Source organism: Simplicispira sedimenti (assembly GCF_022760965.1).
In the GTDB taxonomy this organism is placed as follows: domain Bacteria; phylum Pseudomonadota; class Gammaproteobacteria; order Burkholderiales; family Burkholderiaceae_C; genus Simplicispira; species Simplicispira sedimenti.
This window is the reverse complement of sequence record NZ_JAKVIJ010000003.1, coordinates 213,005-231,934: the sequence shown is the minus strand read 5'-3', so window position 1 is coordinate 231,934 and position 18,930 is coordinate 213,005. Positions and strand designations below refer to the sequence as shown.

Sequence of the window (18,930 nt, the reverse complement as noted above, 5' to 3'; positions counted from 1 at the left end):
ATTGTCTACCAGCGCAGCCTCGAGGACGCATCGACACTTTCCCATGCAGATTCCGTCAAAGCCATAATTTGACAATATGACGACCCCCCACTCAGAACACCATGTGTATCGGCGAAGCATCACAAGCGCCGAAAGATCCTCGCTGACGGTACTGGCAAGCCATGTTTCACCAAGATCCATGGTGCTCGATCTGGGTTGTGGTAGCGGCGCACTTGGTGAGCACCTGTCTTCGGTGAAATTCTGCACTGTCGATGGCGCCACGTTCAACCGGGAAGAAGCGGCCTGCGCCCAAAAACACTATCGCCGAGTCGATGTCATCGACCTTGAGGTCGCCGATTTGACCACCCTGTTCCCTCAGGGACACTACGACGCCGTGGTTTGCGCCGACGTTCTGGAGCATCTCCGACATCCTGAAAAGGTGCTGACAGCAATCCGCAGCCTTCTGAAACCTGATGGGAAACTGCTGATCTCGGTTCCCAATGCTGGCTATTGCGGGTTGCTGGCCGAGCTGTTGCAGGGTGAATTTAAATACCGAGAAGAGGGCTTGCTGGATCGAACTCACCTGCGGTTTTACACCCGGCAGTCGCTGCTTCGGTTCCTGTCGGAGGAGCACTGGACGGTGGATCTTCTGGATACCATCACGCTCAAAGTACCGGACTCCGAGTTCTCGGTGGCGTTTGATCTGCTCCCACCCGCCGTATCGCGGTATCTTCTGGCGACGCCCGATGCGCAAGTCTATCAGTTCATCGGGATTGCAAGCCCCCGCACGACAGCGGGGCGCCAGGCCATTCCCACCCAGCACCCCTGCCAAACCTCGCCCGTCCAGGCCTACTTCACCGCCCAGCTGTATCTGGGGCGAAGTGGCACCTACAGCGAAAACGAGAAAATCACCGGGCGTGGTGAGATGGGTCGGAGCAGACAAACACTGATCTTCCCCTTGCCACACTCCGGCGATGGGCTGACCGAATTGAGACTGGATCCGGCCGACCGCCCAGGTTTCATGCATCTGTACCGACTAACGCTACGCGATGCGCACGGCAATCCCCAGTGGCAATGGATGGCCGAAAGCAACGATGCGAGTCTACTCAAGCAAGCGCGGCACGACCAGATTGTCTGGAACCTGCCGATGCCCGGCGTCAGCAATGCCGCCCTGCTGCTTCTGGTGGGAGACGATCCGTGGATCAAACTCCCCATCCACCCTGGCATTCTGAAGCAGTGCCTGGAAACACCAGGCGCCCAACTGGAAGTGGACGCAGGCTGGCCCATGTCAGCAGACTATCTGGCGCTGTCTTCGACGGTGCGCTCGCTCACGGAGCGCAGCACACACCTCGAAGCAAGCCTGAGCAAGGCGCGCACCGAAGCCACAGTGGCGACAACCACAGTGCAGCAACTCAGGCTGTCACTGCAAGCAGCGCTTCAGCAGCCAGAAATCCTGTTGCACGAACTGGAACACTCACGCGCACTGTATTCAGCGCTGGAGGAGCACGTTCGCCGTATTGAAACATCAACAGCCTACCGCGCGACTCGCCCATTGGTGCGCGCAAAAATGCGCCTCACGCAGTGGCGGCACGCAAACGATCCGACGCCTCCCATGGAGGCCACCAGCCCTGCCCCACAGCACACCGAAGCCCCCCCCGAAACGCATAGTGAGGCTCCAGCGCCGGCACTCGCCCCTGCGGAGCCTGCCAGCATGGTGGACATCATCGTCCCTGTGTACCGAGGCCTTCGGGACACCCAGGTTTGCATCGAATCGGTGCTGCAAAGCACTGTGCGCACCCCGTTCCGGCTTGTCATCATCAACGACGCCAGTCCAGAGCCGGACATTCAATCCTGGCTGGAGCGCAAGGCCCAGGAAGACGGTCGCATCCTGCTCCTGAAAAACGACAGAAACCTGGGTTTTGTGGGAACCGTGAATCGAGGAATGTCTCTCGATCAGCGCAATGACATCCTCCTGCTCAACAGCGATACGGAGGTCGCCAACGACTGGCTCGACCGGCTGCGCCATGCAGCGTATTCGGCGCCCAACGTGGCAACCGTCACACCTTTTTCCAACAACGCTACCATTTGCAGCTACCCAAGATTCTGTGCGGACAACGAACTGCCCCCAGGATACGACACCCGATCGCTGGACCAGCTGTTTGCTCAGACCCACGCACACACCGCGCTGGACATTCCCACCGGCGTGGGTTTCTGCATGTACATCCGTCGGGACTGCCTTGAGCAGGTTGGCCTGTTCGATGCCGAACGATTTGGCCTGGGCTATGGAGAGGAAAACGACTTCTGCCAACGTGCCTTGCAAAACGGATGGCGCAATCTGCACGCACTCGACATCTTTGTGCGCCACACCGGAGGCGTGAGTTTTGGCGACGCCAAGAGCCCGCGCGAGCTGCAGGCACAGAAAACGCTGCAGCAACTCCACCCACACTACGAGAGCAGCGTCCAGGCCTTCGTGTCCAGCGACCCCGCACGACCATTCCGAGAAGCCATAGACCTGCAGCGTCTGCAGCGCCACCCCTCCCCCAGAGTGCTGTTCATTGTGCATTCGCTGGGCGGCGGCACGCTGCGACACACCAAAGAACTGGCGGAATATTTCCTGGGCAGACTGACCACGTTGCAGCTCATGCCCCTGGAAAACCACCACCTGCAACTCGAATGGCTTGCGCCTGGCGAAAGCATGCAGTGGATATTCCATTGGCCAACCCAATCCGAGAGGCTCCTGGAGCTACTGCGCACACTGCACATTGAACGCGTGCACTTCCATCACATCCTGGGCCTTGACCCGGAAATCATGTGCTTGCCCAACCACCTGGGGGTTCCCTACGACTTTACCGCCCACGACTACTACACCGCATGCCCGCAGATCGCCTTGGTGACCAGCGCAAAGACATACTGCCAGGAACGGGGCACAGAGCAATGCAACGGCTGCCTGCAGGAGCGCCCTGCCCCCACCGGAGAAGGCATCATGGACTGGCGCCTTCGCCATGCTTGCTTCCTGCAGGGGGCCGACAACGTACTTGCGCCCAGCCGCGACGCGGCCCGCAGATTGGCTCGGTACTTTCCCACTGCCAAGGTTCGGTTCGCACCGCACCTGGACATCAGTGACGCCACCCCACTGCCCAAGCCTTGCCCCCACCCCATCGCAGAAACCGCAAACCTGCGCGTACTGGTACTGGGCGCCGTGGGAGAAATCAAGGGTGCAGACGTCTTGGAAGCCACTGCACTGGAAGCAGCGCGACAGGACGCGCCTATCGAATTTCACCTGATGGGCTACGCCCACCGCAAACTCCAGACCCAGCCCCACGCCAGCCTGAGCGTCCATGGAGCCTACAACGATGCCGATCTCCAGCGTCTGCTGGTGCGAATGAAGCCCGACCTGGTATGGTTCCCCGCTGTGTGGCCAGAAACCTACAGCTACACACTCAGCGCCTGCCTGTTGGCGGGCGTTGCCGTGGTGGCTCCAAACCTCGGTTCCTTCCCGGAGCGCCTGAACTGCCGACACTGGACCTGGCTGATGCCCTGGAACACCCCCCCACTGGCCTGGCTCGATTTCTTTCTGCGTTTGCGCGAACAGCATTTTTGTACCGCACAAGAACCCCCAGTGGCGCCCGCCTTCCCCCCTGCGCCTGAAGACGCGTTCATCCAAAGTTGGTCTTACGACCAAGACTATCTGCGCCCGTTCGAGCGACTCCGCAAGAACAGCGACAATCCAGCCTGAAAAATTCCAAAGCAGCCGCACAGCAGCCCCCCCGAGGGGCCGCGGAGCGGCTGTTGCCGCATTGCGAAATCGGAGAACCTGAACGTGACCCCCCCCCTCAAAACCTTGCTGGACGCACCACGCAAGGCCTTTCTATTGGCGCGCAGCTTTCTTCGCCTCGCTCAGAACAGGCCCATGCTGCGCAGCAACCTGCGACACATGCGCAACGCATGGCGCGAAGGTGGCCTGCAACACTTCAAGGGTGCACTGCTGAGCATTCCCCCCAAGGTTGACGCCGATACCTGGCGCATGTACCAGCACCTTTTGCAAACCCATGTCCGGCCCAAGATTGAACAGCACCTCCTGGACCACGGTGCACCGGTCAAGATATCGATCATCCTGCCCACCTACAACACACCGGCCGCGCTGCTCAAGGCAACCCTCAAATCCGTCAAGACCCAGCTCTACCCCAACTGGGAGCTGTGCATCGTGGACGACTGCTCCACCCAGCCCCATGTGCACAAAATCCTGCAAGAATTTGCCGCCCACGACCCGCGGGTGAAGCTCCACCTGAGTTCCAAGAACCAAGGCGTATCCAGAACCTCCAACCAGGCCATTGCCATGGCCACGGGGCCCTTTGTGGTGCTGCTGGACCACGACGACCTGCTGGAGCCCCAGGCCTTGTTCCGGGTGGCACAGGCCGTGCTGCATGACGACCCTGACCTGCTCTACTCCGACGAGATCATGATCTCCGAAGACGGCAAGAAGATGCTCTACCACGCGCATCGGCCGGCTTTTTCTCCCGAATACCTGCGCGGACACCCCTATATCGTGCACCTTGCGGGCTTTCGCACCCAACTGCTGCGGGATCTGGGCGGCTTCGACGAAAAACTGAGCATCTCGCAAGACTACGACCTGATCCTGCGCGCCAGCGAACGCGCCCAGACCATCGTGCATCTGCCAGAAATTCTCTACCAATGGCGCGTGGTCGAGTCCTCATCCGGGCACACCAAATCCAGCGAAGTCATGGACACCTCCGTGCAGATACTGCAACGCCACCTGGACCGCACCGGCACCCGTGGCAAGGTGGCGCCGGGCGCAGGATTCAACTTCTTTGAAACACGCTACCCGCTGCAAGACGGGCTGCGCACCGCCATCGTCATTCCCACCAAGAACCACGGCGAACTGGTGCGCCAGTGCATTGACAGCATCCGCCGTACGGTGCTTGAAGCCGACTACGAGATCATTCTCGTGGACCATGCCTCCACCGACCCCGAATCGGTTGCCTATTTCGAGAGCCTGAAGAGCCAGCCACACATGCGAGTGATGCGCTATGAAGGCCCCTTCAACTTTTCCACCATCAACAACTGGGCCATTGCGCAGTTGGAGCCCAGCTTCAGCCACTACCTGCTGTGCAACAACGACATCGAGGCGCTGGAGCCCGGGTGGCTGGAGCGCATGCTGGAACTGGCCCAGGATCCCACGGTGGGCATCGTGGGCGCCGAACTCCTGTACCCCGACCACCGCAGCATCCAGCACGCGGGCGTCTGCGTAGGCGCCTTTGGCATTGCCGAACACTACGGAAAATTTCTGGAAGTGGACCCCAAACAGCCGGACATCCGCTACCTGGGACGGCTGGCCATCCCCCACGAAATATCCGCCGTGACCGCTGCCTGCATGCTCATTCGCAAGGACGCTTTCGGCGCCGTGCAAGGGCTGGACCCCCAACTGGCCGTAGGGTTTGGCGACGTGGACCTGTGCCTGCGCGTACTGCAAAAGGGCTGGCGCATTCTGCAGTGCCCCCCGGCCATCCTGATCCACCACGAATCCTTCACCCGCGGCAAAAGCGTGGGCGAAGACCCGCACCCGGAAGACTCGGCAGCCTTCGTGGCGCGCTGGAGGGGCTTCCTGGACCAGGGCGACCCCTACCACAACCCCTGCCTGCTGCTGACCCAACACTCCTGGCACGTCAAGACCCCCATGCACTGCAGCTACGAGAGCCGCCGCAGGGTGTTTCGCCGCGATGGCGCCACAGGGCGGCAGCAACTCTCGCACCAGTGGCAGGCGTGACCCCCTCGCCCGGCAGCCCTGCGCAAGCCCCCCCCCTGGTACAAGGAGGGGTCACTGTGATTGTGGTCAACTGGAACAGCGGCCCCCTGCTGGTTCAGTGCATCCGGTGCCTGCAGGACCAGAGCCTGCCGCCCGAAGCCGTGCTGGTGGTGGACAACGCCAGCACCGACGATTCCCTGGCACAACTACCCACATGGGACCGGCTGACCGTGTTGCGCATGGACTGCAACCTCGGCTTTGCCGCCGGCAACAACCGCGCCCTGGAACTGTGCCAGACCGAATGGGTGGCACTGCTCAACCCCGACGCCTTCGCCGCACCCCAATGGCTGGAACAATTATTGCTTGGCGCCGCCCGACACCCCGACGCCGCCGCCCTGGGCTCGCGCCAGCTCTGCCACGAAAACCCCCACCTGCTGGACGGAACCGGCGATTGCTACCACCTGAGCGGCCTGGCCTGGCGCGAACACCATGGCCAGGCACAAACCCCCGCCCACCTGCACGAGCGCGAGATCTTTGCCCCCTGCGCCGCTGCCGCCCTGTACCGGCTGGCCGCCGTGCGCCAGGTGGGCGCTTTCGACGAAAGCTATTTTTGCTACTTTGAGGATGTGGATCTGGGTTTTCGTTTGCGCCTGGCCGGGCACACCGCCTGGTACCTGCCCCAGGCCGTGGTGCAACACGTAGGCAGCGCCACCACCGGCGGGCAACGCAGCGGCTTTGCCACCTACCACGGCCACCGCAACATGGCCTGGACCTTTGTAAAGAACATGCCAACCCCCCTGCTGTGGGCCCTGCTGCCCCTGCACCTGGGCGCGCATGCCGCCGCACTGGCTGTGCTGGCCCTGCGCGGACAGGCCGCCGTAGGGCTGCGCGCACGCTGGCACGCCCTGCGCGGCCTGCCAAGGGCCTGGCGCCAACGCCGCGCCATACAACACCAGCGCAAGGCCAGCCTGGGCAGCCTGTGGCGCGCCCTGGACAGGCGCCTGTGGCCCCGCCCACGTTGAGCCCGCAACACCACCGCGGCAGGAGTGTGCAAAAAACCACGCCCCAGCCACAAAACCCGCACCCCGCCACCCCGCAAGCCGCGCACCAACACCCCCTTGGGATACACTGCCCCTACCCGCGCAAGGCCAGGTGGTAGGCGCTGCCCCAAAGGGCGCAAACCACCCACCTCAGAAAATGTTGTTTTTTACAAACATCGCTTTCACAGGGTGCGGCACGGGTGTTGTACCCTTATTTGGCTGTGCTACCATGACGGAGCGTAATCAATCTTGGTAGTTGCGCTTTCAATTTTTAACTGGAGTTCATACATGAGAAAAAATCTTCTCGCCCTGAGCATTGCTGCCATGGTTGGTGGCCTGTCTGGTGCGGCCAACGCAGCTGTTTTGGTTAACACTGGCGCAGACTTGGCAGCCACCGCCACCACGCTGGCTGCTGCAGTCACGCCGGCTGTTGCCCTGAACCCGACGGTTACCGGTGTCGGTCACATCTTGGTTGTGCCCTATTTCACCACGCAAGGCACCAACGCCACGCTGCTGAACCTGGTCAACACTGACACCGTGAACGGCAAGGCAGTGAAGCTGCGCTTCCGTGGCGCCTCGAACTCTGACGACATTTTCGACATCACCATCTTCCTGTCGCCTGGCGACATGTGGACGGCCAACGTGTCGGCCAGCGGCGAACTGTCGGCGCTGACCACCTCTGACAACAGCTGCACGCTGCCATCCAAGGCTGACATCGTTGCACAGGGTGGCCTGTTCAAGACCGGTCGTGTCCTGGGTGCCGCCGCTTCTGAGACCCGCGAAGGCTACATCGAAATCCTGAACATGGCCGACATTCCGCCGGCCGCTGGTGCTACTACGCTGTTCACCGCCATCAAGCACGTTCCCAACGCCAGCGGCGTGGGCGTGGCTCCTTGCACGGCGGCAACGATGAACAATCAGGAATTCGACCTGCTTGCTGGTGACGCAACCCACGACCCCGTCGTGCGTGGTTACAGCTGGCCTACCGGCACGCTGATGGCCAACTGGACCATCGTGAACTTGGCCGACAAGGCTTCGTTCTCCGGTGAAGCCATTGCTGTTCGCGCCGAAACGGCTGGTGGCCTGCCTGCACAGGGCAACATCGTGTTCTTCCCACAGACCACCGACACGCCCACCTACCCCGCAGCTATCACTGTGGCCAACTACACGGCTGACCCCGTGCTGCGTCTGCCTGCATTCGCTGCTCAAGTCGCCAACTACGACTTCCCGGATCTGTCCACCCCCTATGCTGGCAACCCTGCTCCTGTCGCTCCTGCCGGGAACAGCGCCGACATGCAGGCTACGGCTCTGGCTGGTGCTCTGCAAACCACCCAAGTGGTCAACGAGTTCCTGACCGGCGGCATTGCCGACTTCGCGACCGACTGGGTGTTCTCCATGCCCACCCGCCGCTACGCTGTGGGTTTGAACTACGCTGCTGCTCCTGCTGCACGTCTGACGCTCAACGCTGGTGTGGTCAACCACTTCACCGCTGCCAACACGCTGTTGAACGCTACCGGTACGCAAGCCTGCGTGCTGCCAGGCGGCCCGCTGCGCGCATACGACCACGAAGAAAACACGAAGACCACCTTCGTGATTTCTCCTGATGTCGCTCTGCGCTTCTGCGGCGAAACCAGCGTGCTGTCCTTCAACAGCACCACCGGCTCGCAAGTGCTGGGTGCGAAGATCGCCACGATGAACATCAACGCAGGCTACGCTGCTGGCTGGTTGCGCATCAGCACCGCTGGTCTGGGCGCTGGTAACGGTCTGCCCATCGTGGGTTACGCTGCTGCCAAGGCCAAGGGTGTGAACCTGGGTGGCACTTGGGCTCACCGCACCGCCCGTTAATCCGGTCGGCTGCCTCTCAAAAAAGGCGGGGAATTTCCCCGCCTTTTTTTTATCCGATGCCCTGTGTTCACCATCTTCATCGTATTTGCACATGAATGCTGTCTCCCTTCATCGATTCTTGGCACGACTGAGCGCTGTGGGTTTGCTGCTCTCCCCTATAGTCCTGCGGGCAGAGGACAACGCCGTACTCATCAAAGGCGCTCAGGGCGTGACCGTTTCTGCACAAGATCTGCGCAATGACTTGCAGCGCATGCCAGCCGAAACTCAAGTGAAGTTACTCACCAACCTCTCGCAACTTCAGCAGCTTTTGGACAATATCTATCTGCGCCGAGCCGCCGCGCTGGATGCTGAAAAATCTGCTTTGGATAAACAGCCCGCCACGCAGGAAAAGTTGAAGCAGGCCCGCGAGAATGTCCTGGCAGAAGCCTGGGTTGGACAGGTGGACGCCTCTGTTCAGCCGAACGAAAAAGACCTGGATGCCTACGCGCGAAGCACCTACAAGGCCGAGCCCAAGCGCTTTGAAAACCCAGAGCAATTCCAGGCGCGGCATATTCTGATCATGGGCGCCTCCGACGATAACAAGGCCAAGGCGGAAAAGCTGCTGACAGATCTGAAAGCCGGGGCCAATTTCGAGGAACTGGCCAAGCAGCATTCCGGCGACCCGGGCAGCGCCGCAAAGGGTGGCGATTTGGGCTGGTTTCCCAAAGGCCGCATGGTCAAGGAGTTTGATGACGCACTGGACAGCCTGAAAAATCCTGGTGATCTCAGCGCTGTGGTGCAAACCCGTTTTGGTTACCACATCATCAAACTGGAAGGGCGCAAGTCGGCTGCAATGCGCGAGTTCAGCGAAGTGCGCTTGCAACTGCACAACGAGGCCAAGGTCAAGCTGACGCAGGAGGCGCGTGAGAAGGCCATTGGCAAACTACGAAGCCAAGCCCAAGGCGACACCGATGCGCTCAAGGCGTTTGTGGATGCGGAAAAGGCCAAGCGCAACTGATCCCGCTTTGGCACCACCAATCGTTCCGCTGGCACTTGCCAGCGGTTTTTTAGCAACCTTCTTCGCTAGCTCGGCACCATGCTCCTGGCCCAATTTCAGGCCTTGTGGCGCGCCCGCAGCCTGTGCTGGGTGATGACGCGCCGGGAAATCTCGGCGCGCTATGCCGGCACCGCCGCCGGTGTGTTGTGGGCCTATGTGCAGCCGCTGCTCACGGTGGCTGCCTATTACATAGTGTTTGACATCGTGTTTGCCATGCGCCTGGGCGAAAATGCGCCCACGCGCGCCGTGGGGGCCTTCCTGATCGTCGGCGCCTTGCCCTGGATGGCATTCTGCGACGCACTCGCCCGCGGAATGTCCAGCCTGGTGGAAGCCGGGGGTGTGCTGCAGAAGAATGCCCTGCCCCCCGTGCTCTTCCCCGCCCGCTCGGTGCTGGCCAGCATGCTGGTGCATGGCCCCCTCTTGCTGGCCCTGGCACTGGCCTATGGTCCCCAGCATCGGTATGGCGTTGCGCTGGTGGCGCTGCCTGCCCTGGTGGGCCTGCAGTTTCTGCTGTGCCTCGTTCTGGGTTACGCGCTGGCCATTCTTATGGCCGCCTTGCGCGACACAGCGCAAGTGGTGGGTTTCATGCTCTCCATCGGCATTTTCATGAGCCCTGTGCTGTTTCCCATGGCCATGTTTCCGGCCGATTGGCGCTGGGTCTTGTGGCTCAACCCCATGACCAGCCTGGTGCTGGGCTACCAATCGGTGCTGCTGCAAGGTCTGTGGCCTGATGCGCAGGTATGGCTGGGGGTACTGGCATGGTTGACAGTGTCGGCCGCTGCGCTGGCTGTGCTGCTGCGGCGCAGCCGCGACCAGTTGGTGGATTGGCTATGACACCGCCGGCAGCCACCCCAGGCAGCCCGGTGCTGCAGGCCCGGCATTTGGGCAAGGAATACAAGCTGTACGACTCTCCCCGGCAACGCCTTTGGTCCCTGTTGACTGGCGGCACACACCATCGCAGCCATTGGGCGCTCAAGGACGTCTCATTCACATTGGGGCGCGGGCAGTGTTTGGGCGTGGTGGGCAACAACGGTGCAGGCAAAAGCTCGCTGCTGAAACTGATTGCGGGCACCATGCAGCCATCGACCGGCACGGTGGAGCGCCAAGGGCGCATTACCGCCATTCTGGAGCTTGGCGCCGGCTTTCATCCCGACTTCACTGGCCGGGACAACCTGTACTTCGGTGCAAGCCTGATCGGCATTTCGGCTGCGGAGATGCGTGCCCTGGAGCCCGAGATTATTGCCTTCTCGGAGCTGGGCGAGGCCATTGATCGCCCCGTCAAAACCTATTCGTCCGGCATGACGGTGCGCCTGGCGTTTGCACTGGTGACGGCTGTCGAGCCCGATGTGTTGATCATCGACGAGGCTCTTGCGGTGGGGGACCAGCACTTCCAGAAGAAGTGCATCGAGCGCATCGACTCGTTCCGACGCAGTGGTTGCACCATTCTTTTCTGCTCTCACAGCCTTTACCACGTGCGTCAGTTGTGCGACGTGGCTTTGTGGCTCGATGGCGGACAGCAGAAAGCCTTTGGAGATACCGAGAGCGTGCTCTCGGTGTATGAAGCCCATGTGCGGGCCCAGGACAAGGCCACGCACGAAGCGGCATCCGCTGCGGCACAGGGCAGCGACGCGTCTGGACGCACTGCATCAGAACGCATGGACGATGCCACCGGGCCCGCGCGCATGGTGTCCGTGGAGGTGGCAGACTTGGCCGAAGGAACCCCCCCCCGCCTTGATGCAGAGGATTTGGTCATCACCCTGGTGGCCCGCGTACCCGCTGGGGAGCAACCCCATTTCGGCGTGATGCTGGAGCAAGCACACGGCGCAGGCATTACGTCGGCCGGCACGCTGAACGACGGCGTGAACCCCACACCGCTGGGTAATGGCCTGTGGCAAGCCAGGATACGGTTTACCGAGCTGCCGCTGCATTCTGGCGAGTACCTGGTCAGCGCCTTCCTGTTCGACTCGCAGGGGCTCATCGTTTACGAACAGTGGCTGCATTGCGCCAGTTTCAGGCACATCTACGCCCTGAGCACGCCAGGGCTGGTGCGTCTGCCACACCGCTGGGAGTAAGCCTGTGAGCCTTGCATCCCTGGTCCATCAGGCGCGCGTCAACGCCCGCGATGCCGTGGAGTTGGTGCTGATCCCGGCGTTGGCGGCCGTGTTGCCCTGGCCTCTGTGTTTCCGCATTTTCCGCTCGCTTGCCGGGCGCTTTTCCTGGCTGTACCGTGCATCCTGCGAATCGGCCTTGCGAGAAGCGCATGCCAGGGGCTGGGTGCCCGACGACCAGCAAGGCCAGTGGATTGCACGGCGCCGACTGGTGACCCTGGTGGATCATGCCGACATGTATCTGTCGGCCACGCGCTCCGATGCCTGGATGGCACGCCACCTGAAGGTGACCGGCACGTGGCCGCAGGCGAACGAGGCAGGTATCTTCTGCACCTTCCATTGGGGCGCAGGCATGTGGGGCCTACGCCATGCCGGAGTGGCCGGCATGCATGCCCATGCACTTGTGGCGGCGCTGGATGGAGCACACTTTGCTGGCAGGCCGGTACTGCACTGGTACGCACGCCGACGTACCGCTATGGTTGCACGCGCGTTGTGCGGGCCGGTGCTGGATGTGTCAGCCAGCCTGCGCCCCGCTTTGCGCGCGCTGCGCAACAAGGAACAGGTCATGGCTGCAATGGATGTGCCATCGGACCAGGTAGCTGCCAGCATCCCCGTGCGGATTGCGGGGCTGGAGGCCTTGGTTCCCAAGGCGCTGCTGCGTCTGGCGGTGGACCAGAAGGTGCCTGTGGCAATCTATCTCACAGGGCTTGATGCTGGTACGGGCCAGCGCTTTCTTTCCATTGAGCCGTTGGGTACCTTTGCTGACTTGGATGCACTGGCCCAGGCCGTCTTTGAGCGCCTGGATGAAGCCATCCGGACCGACAGCGCCGCATGGCATTTCTGGAGCGAGGCACCGAGATTCTTCGACCACGCTCGTTAAGCACTGTACAGTGCCGCATTTCACCCTGATATGCCCATCCTGCCATGAATGAACAACCCAACAGTGCCATCGCGGCCCGATCACCCACACTGGGTGATGTGCTGCGGGCCCACAAGGGACTGGGGCCAGGTTTTGACACGATGCGACTCGCGCTGTCACTTGCCATCATGGTGGTACACAGCGTCACGCTCATGCAGGGCATTGCATATTTTGACTACAGGCAGTGGTGGGGCTATCCGCTTTTTCTGGCACTGCTGCCCATGTTCTTTGGTTTGAGTGGCTTCCTGGTCACAGGCAGCGCAGTGCGCCTGCGCTCGACATCCAGGTTCATGCTCAATCGAGGGTTCCGCATCATTCCCGCGCTGGCAGTGGAGGTCACTTTATCGGCCATCGTTCTGGGGGCCATCGTGACCACGCTGCCCTTGGCAGAATACTTCACACATCCACAGTTCTGGGCCTATTTTCAGAACATCGTCGGAATCATTCACTTTGAATTGCCTGGAGTGTTTCTCGACAATCCGTTTCCGGGCACAGTGAATGGTAATCTCTGGACTTTGCAGCCAGAATATTATTGTTACCTGCTGCTGGGAGCACTGATGTGGAGCCGGGTTTTCTTTCGCACGCGTCTCTATCTATCGGTCATTGTATTTTTCTCTGCCGCGCTGATTCTTGCCGATGTCGGATGGAAATTCGGCCAACCCTTCTATGCCGTGTCCAGCACCCTGTTGGTTTTTTGCTTTTTTATCGGCAGCCTTATATTTTTGCTTTCTGAGCATATACCTTTCAATGGGCGCTTGGCCATTGCTGCAGCAGTGATCTACTGGATGCTGTCTGAGGTGCCAGGTGGTACGGCGCTTGCAATGTTACCGCTCTGCTATGTGATCGTATATTTGGGCATGTGCAAGATCCCGAAAATCAAGTATCTGGACCGGGGCGACTATTCCTACGGTATCTACCTCTACGGCTTCCCAATCCAACAAACACTGGCACATTACTTTCCGCAGGCTCTACCGTGGTGGGCCATGGGCGCCATTTCTATTGGCATCACTATTTTCTTTTCCATGCTTTCATGGCACTGGATAGAAAAACCAGTTCTTGCACTGAAAAATAAATTTTAATCTCTCGCAGGCCGCATATCCGATGTCAATACAGCTGAGCCTTCTGACCTTTTTGTGTGTGCTCGGCATTTCCGTTGGTCAACTGTTGTTCAAACTAGCTGCGCACGCACTTCCTCCCCATACGCAGGTGCTTGACTGGATTATGAATGGCTGGTTGATCGCAGCGCTCGTTATATATGGGTTGACCACGGTGGGATGGGTTTGGATACTGCGTCACGCTCCGCTTCACTTGGCCTATCCGTTCATGGGATTGGCGTTTTTGATTGTGCCAGTCTTGGCTTGGTTGTTTCTCGGTGAACCATTGCACTGGCGCACATTGGCTGGGGGCGCTTTGATTCTTGTCGGTGTGGCGCTGGCTTCGAATTGAGTAACGGGGGAGAGGAAATCGAGATGCGTATCGCTGTCGCCATTCCCTGCTTCAAGGTCACTCAGCATGTATTAAAAGTGATCGCCGCCATCGGCCCCGAAGTCGAAACGATCTATGCCGTTGACGACGCCTGCCCGGACGGTAGTGGCCGCCTCATTCAGGAGCAATGCCTTGATCCCCGTGTACGTGTGCTATTCAATCCTGAAAACCGCGGGGTAGGTGGAACCATGGTTGCCGCTTATGTGGCCGCCATTGCTGATGGCATGGATATCGTGGTGAAAATCGACGGTGACGGGCAGATGCCCCCGGCGATTCTCCCCTTGTTCATACGCCCCATTGTGCGTGGGAAAGCCGACTACACCAAAGGAAACCGCTTTTACCGACCGGAATCACTGCGCGGCATGCCAACCGTACGGTTGTTTGGCAATGCCGCGCTATCTTTCCTGACGAAGCTCAGTTGTGGCTACTGGAACGTGATGGACCCGACCAATGGCTACACTGCCATACATACTGGCGTACTGCGAAAATTACCACTTTCCAAAATAGAAAAACGGTATTTTTTTGAAACCGATATTCTCTACCATCTCAATACCATTCGCGCAGTGGTGCATGACGTCCCAATGGATTCAGTTTATGCAGACGAAAGCTCCAACCTAGAAGTAACCAAGGTACTCCCAGAATTTCTGTGCAAACACTTCTTGCGCCTTGCCAAGCGTTACGCCTATCTATACCTGCTGCGTGATTTCAATATCGGTAGCCTTTATAGTATTTTAGGCGCAGTGCTCTGTATGACAGGGCTTGTTTTCGGTGGAATACACTGGCTGCATAGCATTTCCACTGGGCAACCCGCTTCCAGCGGAACCGTCATGTTTGCGGCCCTGCCACTGATCATCGGCGTCCAGTTTTTGATCGCCTTTTTGCATTATGACGTGAGCAATGTGCCACGGGATCCCCTGAGTGCCGATCTCATTGAGGAACATTAACTGTCGTACGGCCAAATGCTCGGCCTCGCTTTGTTCTCAGGCCCGGGCAGCAATCGGGACCGCCCAGTCCATGGGCCAGAGTATTCCGTATTCCTCTACACGATCCGTATAAATACGGGTAGAGCGATAGCCAGCATCTTTCAAATTGCGCAGCAGATCAGATTCGGAAAACATACGCATTTCAAGCGTCATGCCATCTCCGCCGTGGAAGACGAGGTTTTCAAAGGTTTCGTGCTGACCGTCACGCGTGACGTTGTGCAGAACCCGCTTGCCATCGATTTCGCGAATATCGAACTGGTGCAGGTTCGGGAAATGCTCAACCGTTTCACCTTCTTTGACATAAGGAACGGTAAATATAAAAACACCATCGCTATTGAGCAAACGACGGCTGTTGCGAAAAGCTTGATCGAGCAAGAAAACAGGAATGTGCTCGAACACATCACTGGAAATCAAAAACCTCTGTCTTGCACAATCTTCATCTCGGATGTCCGTGATGTCCAATCGGGGGTGGGCATGGTAAAACGTGTTTTGATAGGCCAAACGCTCGGCCAGCGGCGTGGCGTACCCCTCCCAGTCGCTCATGCCCAAACCTGTGATCGTCTTGTCTGCTGGGAACTCAGGCAGAACCAACGGGCGGCCAAAAAGCTCCACGGACAAAGCATGAACAACCGCACGCATGCGCAAGCTGCTTCGGCAATGCACGCACGACTGGAATTCCCGATTCTGTACGTGGTGCAGCAGCACCCTGTGGTTTTCCTTGCCACAAACGTTGCACAGGAAATCAACCGAAGGTACTTCTCCAGCTTCCGGTGGCCTGCGGGTGGGTGCTGGCTTGCCGAACAAGCCCATGCAGCCATCCCGCAGCCGCCGGGCGGCGGTCTTCAGGGATTTTGATGGAACCACCAATTACCTTCGTCGTTGACCCAGATTTCCGTTACTTTTGTGGAAATTGGGGACGTAAATCCTCTGGCCACGACCTGCGTCTCGATTTGCAGCACGGCCTTGCAACGCTCGGCGCTTTCGCAGCTCACGGACTGCAGTTTGGCGGACAGCCACTGAGCGCCTTCACCAAAGCGGTTGATGTAGCTCTGTTGGCTGGTGATGGCACGCTGCGCCGGGCTGAGATAAGTGTATGCCTTGGCGTAGTCGCTTTTCAACAGCAAATCCCAGCGCTCCTGCGCACGTTTGCCGACCAGTTGGTCTGGCGCAGTGGTACCCATGCTGGCACAGCCAGCCATCAGGGTGGCGGCCACCATAACGGCGGCCCATAGTCCTGGGCGATGGGAAGTGACGGAAGTCTGACTCATGTTGATGGTTTCCTGTAGTGGTTATTGGTGTAACACAGAAGACTGCGGTGTTTCCGCATTGACAGGCGCCAGTTTGGGAAAGCGAGAAGGATCGAACTCACGCACCTGCGTCAGCCCTCGCATGCGATCACGCAAATCGTCGCTGACCTCTCGGATATCGATATCAGATCGAACCACCCTGGGGGTGATAACGACAAGAAGCTCGGTCCGAGCACCTTCGTTCGTGGTTGTGCCAAAAAGGTTCCCCACCACCGGAATAGCATGGAGCAATGGCACCCCAGACTTGGAGCTGGAACCGCGCTCCTGAATCAGCCCCCCCATGACGATGGATTCCCCAGAGCGTACCGCCACCTTGCTGGACAATTGCCGCTGCAAAAATGCACGCTGTTTGGTCACGTCATCGGGTGCACCGACATCGGTGACGGACTGATCGACCTGCAGGGTAACAATGTTTCCTGAATTGACGGAAGGTGTGACCAGCAGGTTCACCCCTGTGTCTTTGTATTGAATGTTGGTGGTGGTGACGGTGCCTTCCAGGTTGGTGGTCGTTCCTGACTGGATTGGCGTCTGTGTTCCCACCACAATTCCGGCGGTATGGTTGTCCAGTACCATCAAAGAGGGGCTGGCAAGCACTTTGACCGAGGTCTTGGCAGACAGCGCACTGAGAATGGCTCTTACGTTTCCTGCAGGGTTCTTCAGGGTGTAGGAAAAACCGCTGGTCGGTTTCAGGAAGTCTGTGGATGAACTCTGGTTGCTGCTCAGGCGCCCCAAACCGGAGTATCCCGAGGAAGATCGGCTGTCGCTGAACTCCCACTGCAATCCAAACTGCAAGTCGTCCGACAGCGTGACCTCGATGATGCTGGCCTCGATCATCACTTGTGTGGGCGGCAGATCCAGGCGCTTGAGAGTTGCCTCAATTTTTTTGTACTCGGAACGAGTGCCCCACACCAGTACGGAATTGTTGAGTTCGTCCGCCATCACGCGTACCGAACCCAGCGTGGCAGCTGCCGCAACCTGGCCTGCGGCGGTTTGGTTGCTGCGCCCAGCAGTCAGGCCCAAACCGCTGCCGGTGTTGCCGCCCAGCAATCCCGTGCCCGCACGATTACCCGTAGCCTGCCCAGCGGAAGAACCACCACCAAACATGCCCAGGCCTCCTGCCTGTCCCACGGTGCTGGCCGAGGTACTGGCGAGTCCGGGTGCCACACCTGTGGTTGCCGGTGTCACACCTTGGGCTCGGGCATCTCCAAATATACCCCCCAGCACCGTGGCCAGGTGCCGGGCATTGACGTTCTTGACCTGGTAAATGAAGAGTTGCGGCTCGGCGCTGTTGTCGTTGGGCTGATCAAGCCGCTCGATCCAGCGGCGTGCTTCATCCAGATAGGACGCACGCGGAGTGACCACAAGAATGCTGTTCAGGCGCTCGATGGGCATGATGCGCAACGCCCCGAACAGAGGGTTGGTATCGCCCAGCGACACGGCGGCTGGTGCAGTTCCTGACGCTTGCCCGGCGACACCTGCCGGGGTGGAGGACGCGGACGGAACGGTATTACCTGCACCCACGCTCATCAATCGCAGCGCCGACTCTACCTCTTTGATGGTTGCATGCTTGAGCGGGAACACCCCTACCGACATGCCCTTGAGCAGGTCCACATCGAATGTGGAAACCAGATCCAGCCAGCCTTCGGCTTGCGTTCGATTACCCGTGAGCACCAGGAGATTGCGCACGGTATCCACCCGCACTAACGCCTCAGGCTGCATGAGAGGCTTCAGGATGGCGGCCATTTCCGCAGCTCCAATGAACTGCAGCGGAACGACGATGGCGCCATGTCCGGGTGGCAAGGAGGCGCCTCCCGCAAGCCGCACCGCGCTGCCAATTCCTTTGAGAGCTTCGGCCTTGCCTACATGATAGGTGCCCCGGGCATCGCGCAACATCGCCAGACCATTGGCTTGCAGCGCGCTTTCCAGAAGGAAGGCGGCCTGGTCGGGCGCCACTGCTGCACGGGTGGACAGCGTCACCGCTCCATTCAATGGCGGGTGCAGCACGTAATCTGCTTTCAGCACATCGCCAAGGATGGTTCTAACCACCTCGGCCACCGGGGCCTCTTCGAAGTTGAACGCAATCGGCGCGCCATCAAAGACCTGTGCAGCCTTGGGCGTGGCAATGACGCGGTCCGTGCCGCGAAGAATGCGAGGTTCGGCGGGGGCATCGGGCATTTTCGAAGCATCTGCCTGTGGAGCCGATTCGGGCACAGGCATTTCCCCGGAAACAGCGCCCCCATCCCTTGCGGCAGCAGGCTGTGCCACCTGCGCCTGGGCCAGATGGCATGCAACTAAAGCGACAGCGGCAAATATGTATCGGTAGTAATTCATAGCAAACCAGGGTTGTCTCAAGGCGGCAGGCGCCTCATGGGCCAAATCGCCGCGTCATGGGCGCTGGGGCTGGAGTTGTAGCAGAAGCCGCACCCGTAGCCATGGGCGATGTTTGGGATGGCGAGGATGAGGT

14 protein-coding genes are annotated in these 18,930 nt (G+C 59.7%); 11 read left to right on the top strand and 3 right to left on the bottom strand.

Annotated features, from left to right (window positions below):
• The first annotated feature begins 76 nt into the window (after window positions 1-76).
• From MJ602_RS05320 to MJ602_RS05270, 11 genes are all read left to right on the top strand, one after another.
• Window positions 77-3,715, top strand: a complete 3,639-nt coding sequence (locus MJ602_RS05320; protein ID WP_279235815.1) for a methyltransferase domain-containing protein — start codon at window positions 77-79, stop codon at window positions 3,713-3,715.
• An 84-nt stretch (window positions 3,716-3,799) separates the two neighbouring features.
• On the top strand, window positions 3,800-5,764 hold the full coding sequence (locus MJ602_RS05315) for a glycosyltransferase family 2 protein (RefSeq protein ID WP_243019830.1): 1,965 nt from the start codon (window positions 3,800-3,802) through the stop codon (window positions 5,762-5,764).
• 56 nt (window positions 5,765-5,820) lie between these two features.
• Window positions 5,821-6,765 (top strand): glycosyltransferase family 2 protein, encoded by a 945-nt coding sequence (locus MJ602_RS05310; RefSeq protein WP_243019828.1) that lies wholly within the window; start codon window positions 5,821-5,823, stop codon window positions 6,763-6,765.
• Between the two features lie 306 nt (window positions 6,766-7,071).
• Entirely contained in the window at window positions 7,072-8,628 is a 1,557-nt protein-coding gene (locus MJ602_RS05305) for a cell surface protein (protein ID WP_243019826.1), read from the top strand.
• Window positions 8,629-8,746: 118 nt separating this feature from the next.
• The gene (locus tag MJ602_RS05300; protein ID WP_243019825.1) at window positions 8,747-9,625 is read left to right on the top strand and encodes a peptidylprolyl isomerase; all 879 of its coding nucleotides are present in this window, start codon (window positions 8,747-8,749) and stop codon (window positions 9,623-9,625) included.
• A gap of 78 nt (window positions 9,626-9,703) precedes the next feature.
• The gene (locus MJ602_RS05295; protein WP_243019823.1) at window positions 9,704-10,498 is read left to right on the top strand and encodes an ABC transporter permease; all 795 of its coding nucleotides are present in this window, start codon (window positions 9,704-9,706) and stop codon (window positions 10,496-10,498) included.
• Complete coding sequence (locus MJ602_RS05290) at window positions 10,495-11,736, top strand: ABC transporter ATP-binding protein (protein ID WP_243019821.1); 1,242 nt, start codon at window positions 10,495-10,497, stop codon at window positions 11,734-11,736. Before MJ602_RS05295 ends, MJ602_RS05290 begins: the two co-directional genes overlap by 4 nt.
• Window positions 11,737-11,740: 4 nt before the next feature.
• Window positions 11,741-12,652 (top strand): lysophospholipid acyltransferase family protein, encoded by a 912-nt coding sequence (locus tag MJ602_RS05285; RefSeq protein ID WP_243019820.1) that lies wholly within the window; start codon window positions 11,741-11,743, stop codon window positions 12,650-12,652.
• Between the two features lie 44 nt (window positions 12,653-12,696).
• The gene (locus MJ602_RS05280; RefSeq protein ID WP_243019817.1) at window positions 12,697-13,770 is read left to right on the top strand and encodes an acyltransferase family protein; all 1,074 of its coding nucleotides are present in this window, start codon (window positions 12,697-12,699) and stop codon (window positions 13,768-13,770) included.
• A 22-nt stretch (window positions 13,771-13,792) separates the two neighbouring features.
• Window positions 13,793-14,137: an EamA family transporter gene (locus tag MJ602_RS05275; RefSeq protein WP_243019816.1), complete on the top strand. Its 345-nt coding sequence runs from the start codon at window positions 13,793-13,795 to the stop codon at window positions 14,135-14,137.
• Window positions 14,138-14,160: 23 nt separating this feature from the next.
• Window positions 14,161-15,120, top strand: coding sequence for a glycosyltransferase (locus MJ602_RS05270; RefSeq protein WP_243019814.1), 960 nt, complete (start codon window positions 14,161-14,163; stop codon window positions 15,118-15,120).
• Between the two features lie 36 nt (window positions 15,121-15,156).
• On the opposite strand, the gene MJ602_RS05265 is transcribed toward MJ602_RS05270, so the two are convergent.
• From MJ602_RS05265 to gspD, 3 genes are read right to left on the bottom strand one after another with little or no spacing between them, the layout of a single operon-like run.
• A complete protein-coding gene (locus MJ602_RS05265) occupies window positions 15,157-16,023 on the bottom strand; it encodes a class I SAM-dependent methyltransferase (RefSeq protein WP_243019812.1) in 867 nt (288 codons plus the stop codon).
• Window positions 16,002-16,427, bottom strand: a complete 426-nt coding sequence (locus tag MJ602_RS05260; RefSeq protein ID WP_243019810.1) for a hypothetical protein — start codon at window positions 16,425-16,427, stop codon at window positions 16,002-16,004. The genes MJ602_RS05265 and MJ602_RS05260 overlap by 22 nt, the downstream gene beginning before the upstream one ends.
• Before the next feature lie 21 nt (window positions 16,428-16,448).
• Complete coding sequence (gene gspD / locus MJ602_RS05255; protein WP_243019808.1) at window positions 16,449-18,797, bottom strand: type II secretion system secretin GspD; 2,349 nt, start codon at window positions 18,795-18,797, stop codon at window positions 16,449-16,451.
• Between the last annotated feature and the right edge of the window lie 133 nt (window positions 18,798-18,930).